At 29.3% G+C, this 14,361-nt stretch carries 10 protein-coding genes; 9 read left to right on the top strand and 1 reads right to left on the bottom strand.

Features of this window, described 5'->3' with window-relative positions; translation table 11 throughout:
* Nucleotides 1-53 precede the first annotated feature (53 nt).
* From L1S47_RS16365 to L1S47_RS16355, 3 genes are read left to right on the top strand one after another with little or no spacing between them, the layout of a single operon-like run.
* Nucleotides 54-2,387 carry a U32 family peptidase gene (locus L1S47_RS16365; protein WP_238884830.1) on the top strand — a complete coding sequence of 778 codons (2,334 nt, stop codon included), beginning with the start codon at nucleotides 54-56 and terminating at the stop codon, nucleotides 2,385-2,387.
* Nucleotides 2,388-2,398: 11 nt separating this feature from the next.
* Nucleotides 2,399-4,756, top strand: a complete 2,358-nt coding sequence (locus L1S47_RS16360) for an endonuclease MutS2 (protein ID WP_238884822.1) — start codon at nucleotides 2,399-2,401, stop codon at nucleotides 4,754-4,756.
* A gap of 31 nt (nucleotides 4,757-4,787) precedes the next feature.
* Entirely contained in the window at nucleotides 4,788-5,231 is a 444-nt protein-coding gene (locus L1S47_RS16355; protein WP_238884820.1) for a DUF523 domain-containing protein, read from the top strand.
* A gap of 48 nt (nucleotides 5,232-5,279) precedes the next feature.
* Here L1S47_RS16355 and L1S47_RS16350 read toward each other — a convergent pair whose 3' ends face one another.
* Nucleotides 5,280-6,743: an aminotransferase class I/II-fold pyridoxal phosphate-dependent enzyme gene (locus tag L1S47_RS16350; RefSeq protein WP_238884817.1), complete on the bottom strand. Its 1,464-nt coding sequence runs from the start codon at nucleotides 6,741-6,743 to the stop codon at nucleotides 5,280-5,282.
* A 137-nt stretch (nucleotides 6,744-6,880) separates the two neighbouring features.
* Between L1S47_RS16350 and L1S47_RS16345 the strand changes: the two genes are divergently transcribed.
* The 6 genes from L1S47_RS16345 (at nucleotide 6,881) to L1S47_RS16320 (ending at nucleotide 14,359) form a co-directional block, all read left to right on the top strand.
* Complete coding sequence (locus L1S47_RS16345) at nucleotides 6,881-7,471, top strand: 50S ribosomal protein L25 (protein WP_238884815.1); 591 nt, start codon at nucleotides 6,881-6,883, stop codon at nucleotides 7,469-7,471.
* Between the two features lie 256 nt (nucleotides 7,472-7,727).
* Nucleotides 7,728-9,461 carry a phospho-sugar mutase gene (locus L1S47_RS16340; protein ID WP_238884812.1) on the top strand — a complete coding sequence of 578 codons (1,734 nt, stop codon included), beginning with the start codon at nucleotides 7,728-7,730 and terminating at the stop codon, nucleotides 9,459-9,461.
* A gap of 64 nt (nucleotides 9,462-9,525) precedes the next feature.
* Complete coding sequence (locus L1S47_RS16335) at nucleotides 9,526-10,614, top strand: M48 family metallopeptidase (protein ID WP_238884810.1); 1,089 nt, start codon at nucleotides 9,526-9,528, stop codon at nucleotides 10,612-10,614.
* A gap of 222 nt (nucleotides 10,615-10,836) precedes the next feature.
* Nucleotides 10,837-11,556, top strand: coding sequence for a WecB/TagA/CpsF family glycosyltransferase (locus L1S47_RS16330; RefSeq protein WP_202766439.1), 720 nt, complete (start codon nucleotides 10,837-10,839; stop codon nucleotides 11,554-11,556).
* Nucleotides 11,556-13,085 (top strand): murein biosynthesis integral membrane protein MurJ, encoded by a 1,530-nt coding sequence (gene murJ / locus L1S47_RS16325; protein WP_238884808.1) that lies wholly within the window; start codon nucleotides 11,556-11,558, stop codon nucleotides 13,083-13,085. The genes L1S47_RS16330 and murJ overlap by 1 nt, the downstream gene beginning before the upstream one ends.
* Complete coding sequence (locus L1S47_RS16320) at nucleotides 13,085-14,359, top strand: glycosyltransferase (RefSeq protein WP_238884806.1); 1,275 nt, start codon at nucleotides 13,085-13,087, stop codon at nucleotides 14,357-14,359. The genes murJ and L1S47_RS16320 overlap by 1 nt, the downstream gene beginning before the upstream one ends.
* Nucleotides 14,360-14,361 lie beyond the last annotated feature (2 nt).

The following is a 14,361-nucleotide window of genomic DNA, read 5'->3' as shown; positions in this document are numbered from 1 at the left end:
TAAAATAAATTTGCTTAGATAAGTTAAGGAATTTTAACAGGAGAGATGAAAAGATGAAAAAGGTAGAATTACTTGCACCAGCGGGAAGTTTTGAAAGTTTATATGCAGCTATAAATAATGGTGCGGATGCTGTGTATTTAGGAGGAGATAAGTTTTCAGCAAGAGCTTATGCCTCTAATTTTAATGAAGAAAACATGATAAAGGCTGTAGACTATGTTCATATGTATGGGCTAAAAATATATATTACTATTAACACTCTTATAAAAGAAAATGAAATAAAAGAAGCAATCAAATATATTAAATTTTTATATGAAATCGGGGTTGATGGATTAATAATACAAGATCTTGGACTATTTAATTTAGTTAGAAATATATTACCTGATTTTGAACTACATGCGTCTACACAAATGACTATACACAATGGTGATGGAGCATTATTTTTAAAAGAAAAGGGATTTAAGAGAATAGTTTTATCAAGAGAACTTTCCCTTAAAGAAATTGAATATATATCTAAGGATTTGGATATTGAAACAGAAATATTTGTGCACGGAGCGCTATGTGTATGTTACTCCGGAATGTGTTTAATGAGTTCAATGATTGGAGGAAGAAGTGGTAATAGAGGGAGATGTGCTCAAAGCTGTAGATTACCTTATACTCTAAAATCCTTAAATGGAAACAAGGAATTTAAAGGATATCTGTTAAGCCCAAAGGATATTTGTACAATAGAAGATATTAAAGAAATTATTTCTACAGGAACGAGTTCTTTAAAAATAGAGGGTAGGATGAAAAGACCTGAATATGTTGCAGGTGTGGTTAAGGAATATAGAAAAGCCGTTGATGAAGGAGAAAATAAAAAAGGTAAAGATGTTTTATTAAAACTATTTAATAGAGAAGGTTTTTCTAAGGCATATCTATATAAAAATGAGGGAAAAGATATGATGGCATATAAGTTCCCTAAGAACACAGGGGTATTACTTGGAAAAGTAGATGAGAAGAATCAAGTGGTACTTCATGAAGATTTATCACTTAAAGATGGTGTGCGTGTTGGTGAGGGTGGCTTTGTAGTTTCAAAAATTCAAGTTAATGGAGAAATAAGAGAAATTGCCTACAAAGGTGAAAAAGCCATTATTTATCCTAAGCAGTATCATAGAGGGGATGAATTGTTTAAGACCTCAGATACTCTACTGTTAAAGAACTTAAGTGAATCATATAATAATATTTTTGGTAAAAAATTAAATTTAGATTGCACAGTTATTTTTGAAGTCGGAAAGCCTATTGAAATTACAGTGCAATATGCAGATAAAACATTTTCTGAAAAAGGAGAAATAATTCAAAAGGCTGAAAAAAGACCTTTATCCCAAGAAAGAATTATTGACTCTATAACTAAATCTGGTGATAATCCTTATAAAATAGTTAATGTTAAATTTGAAAAATATGACGAAGGCTTTTTACCTATTTCTGCACTAAATGAAATAAGAAGAAAAGTAATTGAAAAAATTCAAGCTCACGAAATATCAAAGTATAAAAGAACCTTGAAGTCCTCTAGAGAAATTAATAGTTCTTTTGGTTCTGAAGCTAAAGTAACGGCTCCAGAAAAGCTATTCATTGTTAATACTAAAGAGCAACTAGAAGCGCTTCTCGATTCTGGAGAGCAAAATATAGGTGTTAATATATACAATAAAAGCAATAAAGGTATTACAATTGAAGATGTAAAAAAGGTTAAAAATAAAAATATTTACTTAAAGCTTCCTCATATAATAAAAAATGAATATAATCAAATCGTTAAGGATATAGAAGAGAATATCTTACTATTTAGTGGAATTATAACTACTAATTTAGGAATAGTTAAAAGATTCAATGGGAAAATCAATATAATAAGTGATTATAAGAGCAATATGTTTAATTCAAATACTATTAAATTCTTCAAGGAAAACAATGTGTATCCGTATATTAGTCAAGAACTAAATAGGAAAGAAATCTTAGATGTATTGGGAAAAGAAAAAAACTTTGGAATGAGTGTATACGGCAAAACAGAAGTAATGATATCAGAATATTGCCCAATAGGATCAACTGTTGGTGGGAAAAGCTCCTGTAATAACTGTTCTGCACCGTGCATTAATGAGGACTTTATATTAAGAGACAGAATGAATAAAGATTTTAGGATGCTTACAGATAAATTCTGCAGAGCATATATATATAATCCAGATACATTAAACTTAATAAATGAAATAGATGAATTAAAAGAGAAAGGAGTTACTAGCTTTAGGTTTGATTTTATAGATGAATCTAAAGAAGAGGTAACTAACATACTTAAATCCATTAAAAATAACTCAATTTCTCTAAGTGGTGAATATACAAAGGGACATTATAGAAGAGGAGTTGAATAAAGGAGTATAAAATGAAAGAGAGATCTTTAAGAGTACTAGAGTTTAATAAAATAAAAGATAGAATAAAAGAATATGCGATAACAGAAGCATCAAGAGAAATAATTGATGAACTTAAACCATATGAAAATATATATGAAGTACGTGAACACATACAAGAAACAAAGGAAGCTATCCATTTACTTATAACAAAAGGGAATCCTCCTTTTGAAGGATTTTATGATGTTAGAGATGGGGTATCTAGAGCAGCTAAAGGGGCTACATTAAATCCATCTCAATTACTAAGAATAGGAAATGTACTTAAGTCTTCAAGAAACTTCTTAGAGTATATAAAGAGAAAAGAGGGGGAAGAGCAGCACAGAATACTTGAAGAAATATGTGAAAATATAAGACCTTTAAAAAACATTGAAGATCAAATATTTAATGCAATTGTTTCTGAAGAGGAAGTTTCGGATAGAGCTAGTGCTTCATTATATAATATTAGAAGAACGCTTAAGGAGAAGAATTCATCCATTAGAGAAAAAGTAAATTCTTTAATAAGAGAAAATTCCAAGTATCTTCAAGATAATTTATATAGTATGAGAGGCGATAGATATGTAATTCCAGTAAAGGCTGAATATAAAGGGCAGGTTAATGGGTTAGTACATGATCAAAGTTCTTCGGGAGCTACATTGTTTATTGAACCTATGAATCTAGTGCATTTAAATAATGAAATTAAAGAACTAATGTTAAAAGAAAAAGCTGAAATTGAAAGAATATTATCAGCACTTTCAAGCATGATATATAACAATAAGGTAGAAGTAAAAAGAAATTTAGACATTTTAATAGAATTGGATTTTATATTTGCAAAAGCTAAATATGGAAGTTCAATTAGAGCTATTGCTCCTGAGGTTAGTGCAAATGGAGCATTTCATATAATACAAGGAAGACATCCACTTATAGATGAGAGAAAAGTTGTTCCATCTACATCCTATTTAGGAGGAGACTTTACATCGCTTATAATAACAGGACCTAATACTGGTGGTAAGACAGTTACACTAAAGACTATTGGATTAATTCATATTATGGGTATGAGTGGGTTATTAATTCCTGCAGAAGAAAGTTCAGTTATAAGTTTCTATAAAAATATATATGCTGATATAGGAGATGAGCAAAGTATAGAACAAAGCTTATCAACCTTTTCATCTCATATGAAAAACATAGTAGAAATAATTAATGAAGCTTCAAGTGATGCATTAGTATTATTTGATGAACTTGGAGCAGGAACTGACCCTACTGAAGGAGCAGCACTTGCTATATCGATACTTGAATGTTTAAGAGAAAGAAATTGTAAAATAGTTGCTACAACTCATTATAGTGAACTTAAGGCATATGCACTTAAAACTGTTGGTGTAGAAAATGCCTCAGTAGAATTTGATGTAGATACATTAAAGCCAACTTATAAATTGCTAATTGGTATACCAGGAAAATCAAATGCATTTGAAATCTCTAGAAAACTTGGTTTAGATGAAAATATAATTCATAGTGCTAAAGAATTAATATCATCAGAATCGTTGGAATTTGAAGATTTAATCCAAAACCTACAAGAAAAGAGTATAAAGGCTGAGTCAGAGGCAATAAAGGCAAATGCATTAAGGGTAGAAGCAGAAAAATTAAGAGATAAGTATAACAGTAAATTAGAATCATTAGATAAAATGAGGGAGAATGCTTTTGTAGAAGCTAGAAGAGAAGCTAAACAGCTTTTAAGAGATGCAAAAGACCAGGCTGATGAAATCCTAAAAAATATGAGAGAATTAGAAAGATTAGGAGGATCATCTGAAGCAAGGAGAAAGCTTGAAGAAGAAAGAGGAAAATTAAGGGATAAACTTGATAGTACTGAGGAAAAAGTAACTCCATCAGCTAAAAGTAATGGCAAAGAAATTAAAGAAGTAAAGCTTGGAATGGAAGCATTTTTACCATCTTTAAATCAAAAAGTAGTAATTATATCAAAGCCTGATAGTAAAGGAGAAGTAAAAGTTGAAGCAGGCATAATGAAGATAAGTGTAAAACTTAAGGATTTAGTTGCCTCTGGGGATGTAAAAGAGGAGAAGAAAAAAACTAAGAGAGAAGTAAGTTTAAATTTAAAATCAGTAAGCTCTTCAGTAGATTTGAGAGGAATGGATTCAGAAGAAGCCTGCTATACAGCTGATAAATATTTAGATGAGGCATACTTAGCTGGCCTTGGAGAAGTTTCATTAATTCATGGTAAAGGTACAGGAGTATTAAGAAAATCAATAAATGATATGCTAAAACACCATCCTCATGTAAAGGAATATAGATTAGGAGAATATGGTGAAGGTGGAAGTGGAGTAACAGTAGTTAAGCTTAGTTAAAAAAGCTTTGCCCAGAGTGGGAGGTGGAGAAATGATAATAGTTAGCGCATGCTTACTAGGAGTGAATTGTAAATATAACGGACAAAATAATGAAGTAAATGATATTTTAAAATTTATCGACAAAGATGAAATTGTTCTGGTTTGTCCAGAACAATTAGGGGGTCTCACAACTCCTAGACCTCCTGCGGAGATTGATGAATTAGGTAATGTAATTACTAAAAACGGTAATGATGTTACTAAAGAGTTTACTAAAGGAGCAGAAGAGACATTAAAGATTGCTAAACTCTATAATGTTAATGCAGCTATTTTAAAGAAGAATTCTCCATCTTGTGGATTTGGAGAAATATATAATGGGACATTTCAAGGGGTAAAAAAAAGTGGGAATGGAATAACTGCAGAATTATTAAATAAAAATAATATCAAAGTATATAATGAAGAAAACTTTAAGGAATTATTATCTGAATCTACAAAATAAAGAAAAACTCTTGCCATTTGGCAAGAGTTTTTTATTTCATAGCTTAAATTAGTCAATTAAAACATTTATATATTCTACATTAGGATCCTCTGTTCCTTGAACATAAAGACCAGCTCTTTTAAGATCTTTAACATAGTTAACTATATCCGGTGTAATTATTTCTCCTGGACATAAAATAGGTATACCAGGAGGATATGCCATAAGAAATTCTCCGCTTATTTCACCTATAGAATTCTCTATAAGCAAGCTCTTTTTATTTGCATTAAAAGCAACTCTAGGATTAACTTTCATCTCAGGTATTTCAGGAATATCAAGAAAATCAGGTTTAATATTATTTTTTACAATATGCTCATGAGAAATTTCCCTTAAAGCGGAAATTAAAGCATCTAAATTTTCTTTGGTATCTCCAAAAGAACCAACAGCTAATACATTATAAAGATCGGAAAGTTCAACTTGTATATGATATTTTGTTGCAAGAATTCTATCTAGCTCATAGCCAGTTATTCCAAGTTCTCTACAGTTTATAGTTAATTTTGTTGGATCTAAAGCAAAAATACCAGGGTTTCCAAGTATCTCTGATCCAAAACAGTATAATCCTTGGATTTTATTTACTTCATTTCTTGTATAGTTTGAAAGTTCAATAGTTTTATCAAGTAGTTCTTTTCCTTCAAGAGCTATTTGTTTTCTTGAACAATCTAAACTTGCCATCAAAATATATGATGGGGAAGTAGTATGAAGTAAATTTAGTACTTGTTGTACTCTTTTAGGACTTACAAATTTACTGTTAACATGCAGTAATGAACCCTGAGTAAGTGCACCGATTATTTTGTGTGTACTTTGAGCACAAATATCTGCGCCAGCTTCTAGAGCAGACATTGGTAGTTTTTCATTAAATTTTAAGTGTGGGCCATGTGCTTCATCAACTATTAGTGGTATTCCATGATTATGTACTATATCACATATTTTCTTTATATCAGTAGATACACCATAGTATGTTGGATTAATTACAAGAACTGCTTTAGCATCAGGATGTTCTTTTAATGAAGCTTCAACAGTTTCTGGGGTAACGCCGTGAGCAACACCTAGTTTTCTATCAAGTTCAGGAGTCATAAAAATTGGCGTTGCACCGCTTAAAATTATTCCTGAAGTTACTGATTTATGAACATTTCTAGGTATAAGTATCTTATCCCCATCTCCAACTACCGATAAAATCATTGCTTGAATAGCACCAGAAGTTCCATGAATAGAGAAGAATGTAGCTTCTGAACCATAAGCATCAGCTGCTAATTCTTGAGCTTTTTTTATGGCACCAGTTGGATGATGTAAGGAATCTACTTGCTTAAATACCGTAACATCTATCTTAAAGGCATTTTCTCCTATAAATTCTTTAAAACTATCTTCAATACCAACACCTTTTTTATGGCCTGGTACATGAAATGGAATAGTATCATTATTTACATATTCCATTAAGGCATTAAATAGTGGGGTTTCATCTTGATTAAATCTGTACATATCAAACTCCTTCGTAACATAAATAAATTAGAAACAATATTATTATATTTGACTATTATGTCCATTTCAATAAAAAGCTTGTAAAGAAAGTATAAAAATTTTATCAATGGTAATAATACACAATAGGAGGGATTGAAATGGAACTTAAAAATAGAGAAAAACTTCACAATAGTGCGAATAAAATAAGAAGGATGGGAAATGTACCTGGAATTGTTTATGGAAGATCAATTCAAAACTTTATGTTTGAAGTATCAGAATTAGAGTTAAATGAAGAGATATTTAAACATGGAGAACATGGTTTTCTAGAAACTAATTTTAATGGGCAAACACATAAGACAATTATAAAGGAAGTCCAAAGAGATCCAGTTACAAGAAAAATAATTCATATTGATTTAGAAGAATTAAAAGGAAACAACGAAATTTCTTCATATGTTCCTATACAGTTTACTGGAGAAGACTTGGTAACTAAGTCTGGAGCAGTAGTACAAAAAGAGAAAAAATCTATTAAAGTTAAATGTGCACCTGAAAATTTACCTAAGGCTATTTATTTTGATATTTCAAATGGGGGAATAGGCTCTGTATATAAATTAAGTGATGTAGAAGTAGGAGAAGAAATATCAATACTTGAGGATCTTAATACAGTTATTGCAGCAATAAGCTATGAACGTAAAACTGTATCTTTAGACATGGAGTTAAAGGAAGAAGAGATTAAAGAAAAGAGAGAATAATATATAATGCATTAAAGAATTTACGTGTCTCCTCAACTCTTAGAAGATTCGACTAAGAGTTTTAAAATGAAATGTAATATGATTTTTGCATTATATATAAATAAAACTTTATAAACTTAGAATAAATTAAAATTATTATAATATAAATGCTGATGAAGGTAGATTTCATTGGCATTTATATTTTGCATAGGTGGTAAAATACTTGAACATATGAAAAAAATGTATATAATTATAATAGATGATTGGAGGTATATTTATGGATTATAAAGTAAGGTATAGGGAATGGTTAGATTCCAGTATAATTGGGGAAGAAATTAAAAAAGAGTTAAATGAGTTGAGCGATGATAAAGAGATTGAAGATCGCTTCTATAAGGAATTAGAATTCGGAACTGGTGGTCTAAGAGGTATAATAGGATTCGGAAGTAATAGAATGAATATATATACTATTGGTAAGGCTACACAAGGTTTTGCAGAATATATAAATAATGAATATAAAGATAGAGATGCATCAGTAGCAATAGCCTATGATTCAAGAAATATGTCCAAGGAATTTGCAAAGGCTACAGCATTAACTTTATGTGGAAATGGGATAAAAGTATTTTTATTTGAATCTTTAGAGCCAACTCCAGTATTATCTTTTGCAGTTAGACACTTAGAATGTATAGGCGGAATTGTTATTACTGCATCTCACAATCCAAAGCAATATAATGGGTATAAGGTATATGGACCTGATGGAGGACAAGTTACTGATAATGACGCCGCAAATATATTAAAGTTTGTTAATGAGATAGAGTCATTCGATAGAATAAAGACTATGGATGAGAAGGAAGCATTAGAAAAAGGGTATCTTAATTATATCGGTGAAGATGTTGTTAAGGCATATATTGATGCAGTAAAAGAATCTACAATAAGAAAAGAATTAGTGAAAGAAAAAGCTAAAGATTTAAAAATAATCTATACACCAATTCATGGTTCAGGAAATATTCCTGTAAGAAGAGTGTTAAGAGAATTAGGGTATGAAAATGTTAGTGTTGTTAAAGAACAAGAATTGCCAGATGGAAACTTCCCAACTGCACCATACCCAAATCCAGAAGATCCGAAAGTATTTAAGATGGCATTAGAAATGGCAAAAACATCAGAGCCAGATATAATATTCGGAACTGATCCAGATTGCGATAGAATAGGTGTAGTTGTTAAAAATAGCTTAGGAGAATACAAAGTTTTAACAGGAAATCAAACTGGAATGCTATTAACACAGTATATACTAAGTTCATTAAAGGAAAGAAATGAACTTCCTGATAATGGAGTAATAGTAAAAACAATTGTAACAACTGAATCAGCTAAAAACATAACCAAAAGTTTTGATATAGAATTAATTAATGTACTAACTGGATTCAAATACATCGGGGAAAAGATGACTGAATTTGAAAAGGATAATAGTAAAAAATATTTATTTGGGTTTGAAGAAAGTTATGGATATTTAGCTGGAAATCATGCAAGAGATAAGGATGCAGTTGTAGCAGCAATGCTTATAGCTGAAATGACATTATATTATAAGGAAAAAGGAATGAGTTTATATGATGCGTTAATAGCATTATATGAGGAGTATGGATATTTCTTAGAAACTCTAGTTTCATTTGAACTTACAGGAAAAGAAGGGCAAGAAAAGATAGCTAAATGTATTGAAAGATTAAGGGAAACAGATTTTGAAGAGCTTAATGGAGTTAAATTAAGCTTGAAAGAAGATTATAAATTAAGTATTCAAAAAGATTTAGTTAATAAAATTCAGAATACTATTGATTTACCTAAATCAAATGTATTAAAATTTATATTCGAGGATGAATCATGGTTTGTTGTAAGACCTTCAGGAACAGAACCTAAAATGAAATTATATGTTGCAGTAAAAGGTAGTTCTATAAAGGATTCAGAGAATAAGATTAATGAATTTAAAGCTTCTCTAACAAAGCTTATTGAAGATAATTTAAACTAATCTGTATTTAAAGCTATCATCCTAAGATGATAGCTTTAATTTTATATGAAAAGGAGAATTGAATTTGAATTATAATATTTATTTTAAGGAAAAACTATCAAAATTACTTTTTTTAGAGATTAATAAAAATGGATTTTTAAATGCCTTAAAAATACCTAATGTGAAATTAAAAAGTGAGGAATTATATTTACCTATAAGTCCAGATTATTTGGCGCAAAATATAGAACGTGAGAATAAAATAAAAAATTTACCTATATATGAATTTGTCGAAGGAATGAGTTTGGCATTAGGTTCCGACAAAAATCTGAAATATAATGATGACTATAAAGTTCTACTATTAAATATTAAAGATTCAGTTAAATTCATTAAAAGTAGAGTTGCAGAAAAAGTTAAAGAAAATAAATTAGATGATGCATACATAATGTTAAGAGGGTTATCTCAAGTTGATAATTCAGATGAGGTATTCACAAAACTATTATCACTTGGAGAATCAATTAGGGAAACTGATAAAGAATTTGTAACAGTGTTTAAGGAAGATATAGATAGATATAGAGAGATAAATAACACTAATCCAATGCCATATTTATATGATGCCTTAATATTTAGAGACGACTCAAAATATAATGAAGCTTATAAAGCCTTTAAGGAGTATTTTAAGTTAGGCGGAGAAAAAAATGATGTAATTATTGAAATATATCAAAACATCGAAGATATTATTAATTTTGAAGAAGGAAAAGGGTTAATAGAAAATAAGCCAGAAGAAGCAGTTAAAAAACTTATACCTCTAATTGATAGGTTTGGCGATGATGCAACTTTATTTTATTATATTGCCTTATGTTATAGAAAAGTTAATAATTTTGAAAAAGCAATATATTATCTAAATGAAAGTTTAGCCTTAGATAGTGCCATTGTTGAAACTGTAAATGAAATGGGTATTAACTTAGCTTCAATTGGAGACTATGATAATGCAATTAAATATTTCAGGAAAGCCTTTGAAGCAACAAGAGATGTTGAGATTTGTACGAATTTAATAATGTCGTATATTAATTCAGGTGATTTAAAACAAGCAAAGCTGCATTTGGAAATAGCAGAAAAGATAAATAAAGATGATGAGATAGTTAAGCAACTAAGAGATTATATTAATAGCTTATAGGGTTTTTTATAGGAAACTTAATTTATACTTGTTTGAAAATGTTGGCATCTGGACATTTTCAGGCATGAATAAATTATTAGTTGAACTTAAACCCTTGCCTAATTAAATTATTACTAAGAGTTTACAAATTTATATCAATTGTAAGTAATAGGATAAATAGAATTTCACAGATAAAATCCTTTATGGTATTATGTAAAGAGAATGAAAATTAGGAGAAATAATATGTTTGTAGAAATATTAGGATTTAAAATATATAAGAAAAAGAAGAGTCAGATTTTAGAGCATATTGATAGTTATCCAAAGGTTAACATAATTTCAGGTAATCCAGAAATTCTATTTAACGGACTAAAAAATGAGTTTCTTTATAAAAATTTTCATGAAGAGACAACCTTGATAATTCCGGATGGAGTTGGAACAGTAATTGCATCTAAATTGGTTAAGGATCCTGTAGAAGAAAAAATAGCAGGCATAGAAGTAATGCATGAAATAATTGGCAGATGTAATGAAGAGGGAAAAGGAATTTATTTACTAGGTGCTAAAGAAGAAGTATTGAGTGAGTGTTGTAATAAACTACAGTTAAACTATCCAGGTATAAAAATAACAGGTAGACATAATGGATATTTTGATATATATAATTGCGAAAATATAATTTCAGATATTAAAAAGGGTAACCCTTATGCTATTTTTGTTGCAATGGGGTGTCCAAGACAAGAAGAGTTTATAGCTAGATATATGAATGAGCTACCTTGTAAGGTTTATATGGGAGTAGGCGGTAGTTTTGATGTTATAGCTGGAAATGTAAAAAGAGCACCAAGATGGATGATTAATCTTGGATTAGAATGGCTGTATAGAGTATCTAAAGAGCCTTGGAGAATAAAAAGACTTGGATCAATACCTAAATTCCTTTGGATGGTTCTAATGAGCAAAGGTAGGGTGAACTAATGAATAGCAGAAAAATACTGAAGTCTACCTTTATCATTATGGCAGTTTCTATACTAAGTAGGGGAATAGGCTTTATAAGGGATATGTTAATAGCTAGTAGCTTCGGCACAGGTTTATATGCTGATGCATATTCAGTTGCAGTAACTATTCCAGAAAGCTTATTTATGATAATAGGACTTGCTATTTCTACATCTTTTTTACCTGTTCTAAGTGAACAATTAATTAAAAATGGCAAGAATAAAATGCATGAGTTTGCTAATAAGGTGATAACTTTACTAGTAGTTATTTCAATTGGAGTATTTCTTATATCCTTTATTTTTGCAAGGCAAATTGTTCCTTTTTTTGCATCAGGATATAGTGGGGAAAAATTAGAATTAACTATTTTTCTTACAAGAATTACAATGCTAAATCTACTATTTTTAGCTGTAAATGCTTGTTTTAGTTCTATACTTCAAGTAAATGAAGATTTCATAGTTCCATCGATTCTAGGGTTGTTTTTCAATGCTCCTATGATTATATATTTGGTGTTTTTTAATGGATACAGCATTGTTGGGTTAACTATAGCAAATGTTATAGGAAATATAGCAAGAGTACTAGTACAAATTCCATCTCTAATAAAACATGGATATATTTATAAACCAGATTTTAAATTTAAAGATGAAAGAATCAGGAAGGTTCTATTACTTATAGCGCCAGTTATAATAGGTGCAGGTGCAAATTCAATAAATATGATGGTTGATATTAAAATTGCAGGATATTTAGAAGAAGGAAGTGTAGCAGCACTTAACTATTCACAGAAATTAATAGTTTTCCTTAATACAATAATTACATCCTCTATTCTTACAGTAACATTTCCGCTAATGGCAAATAGTAAAAATTCTGAAGATAAAGAGGGATTCATACAATATGTTAAAAAAACCATTATATATACAATGCTATTATTGATTCCAATTGCTACGGCAGCAATTATCTATAATCAAGATATTATAAAGATGATATATATGAGAAATGAATTTACGTTACATTCTGTAAGTTTAACAAGATTAGCTTTTTTAGGATATTTAATAGGACTTGCATTTTATGGAATTAGAGACATTTTAAATTCCACATTGTTTTCAATGGGAAGAACTAAAGATACCACTATTAATGGAGTAATAGGTGTAATAGCTAATATTTTATTTAATATTATACTTTCTAAGATGTTTGGAATTATAGGAATTTCAATTGCAACGTCTAGTGCACTTATAATTACTTCAGTATTATTGCTATCAAATATAAATAGAGTAGTAAGTAATTTTAATATGTTAGAACTTATAATAAAATTATTTAAGATTCTTTTTGCATCTATTATAATGGGAGTTATTTTAGTGTTTATCAATAACACATTTAATATTGTTTTAAATATTAAGACCATAATTCCTATAACATTAATTGGAATGTTAATATATTATATATTCTGCATGATATTAAGAATAAATGAAATTAATGAAATTAGTTTATTGTTTTTGAAGAAGATTAGGAGGAAATAATGAAGATATTATTTATTGCATGCTATTCTCCACTTATTAATAATTCGGCATCTATAGAGACACTACAATATTTAAATAAGTTAAATAAGATTGAAGGCAATGAAATTCACTTATTAACCGTGAATTTTCCTAAAAATTCAATATATTATGATGAATATCTTCTTTCAATGATGGATAGTAGGATTAGTATTCATGCAATAGATGGAGGAAAAATTTTTGACAAAATAATGCCTAAGAAATCTAGTAGCACAGCATCAAATACTAATAGTAAAACTAGCAGAAGATTATTTTTAAGAAAAATTAAAAACTTAGTGGCAGTGCCTGATATGTATGGTATTTGGGCCTTGAAAGCGTCAAGGTATGGAAAGAAACTTCTTAAAGAAAATAGTTTTGATGTAATTTTTTCTATGCATGAGCCACCTTCATCCCATTTATGTGCTTATTTAATTAAAAAAGAATTTTCAAACATTCCATGGATTACATATTGGAGTGATCCTTGGGTAAAAGATTCTACTAGGGAGAAAGCAAATTTTATTAGAAAGTATTTTGAAAAATATTTAGAGAAAAAAGTGGTTAATAATACAGATAGGCTTATTTTTGTAACTAAGGAAAATATGCAAGATTATATTAATACTTATAATTTAAATCCTGATAAGTGTCATGTACTTAACAGAGGATATGATAAAGAAATCTACGATAAACTTAGAAATCAGGAAATACCAAGATTAATTAATAAAAATAAAATAAATATAGTATATGCAGGTGAAATTTTTACTAAGTTAAGAGATGTTAATCCATTTATTAAGGCAATAAAAGAACTTAAAAATGAAAATAGTAATGTATATAATAGGCTAAATATTTTATTTTTTGGTAATATCGATGACGATAAGGTGAAAGATGAATTGACTTCAGAAAAGATCGTAAAAATATCTGGGAGAATACCTTATAATGAAGCTCTTAAATATATGCTCAACAGTGATGTTCTGTTGTTATTTGGGAACAAGAATTCTAAGCAAATTCCAGGCAAGATATACGATTATTTCGGTACAGATGCATGGGTTCTAAATATATACGGAGACGATAAAGACCCTATAATTCCATTGGTAGAAAACCATTATAAGTGTTTAGGCGTTAAAAATGAGAAGGAAATGATAAAAGAAGCAATTGTGAAGTTATCTAGAAAAATTGATGAAGGAGAATATCCTCTAGAAGATATGAACTATGAATGGGAGACAGTTGCAAAAAGATTAAATAAAATTCTAGGAGAAGATTAATA

It is taken from the genome of Clostridium sp. YIM B02551, from assembly GCF_022324735.1.
Classification (GTDB): Bacteria; Bacillota; Clostridia; order Clostridiales; family Clostridiaceae; genus Clostridium_T; species Clostridium_T paridis.
This window is presented reverse-complemented; position numbering and strand designations above follow the sequence as displayed.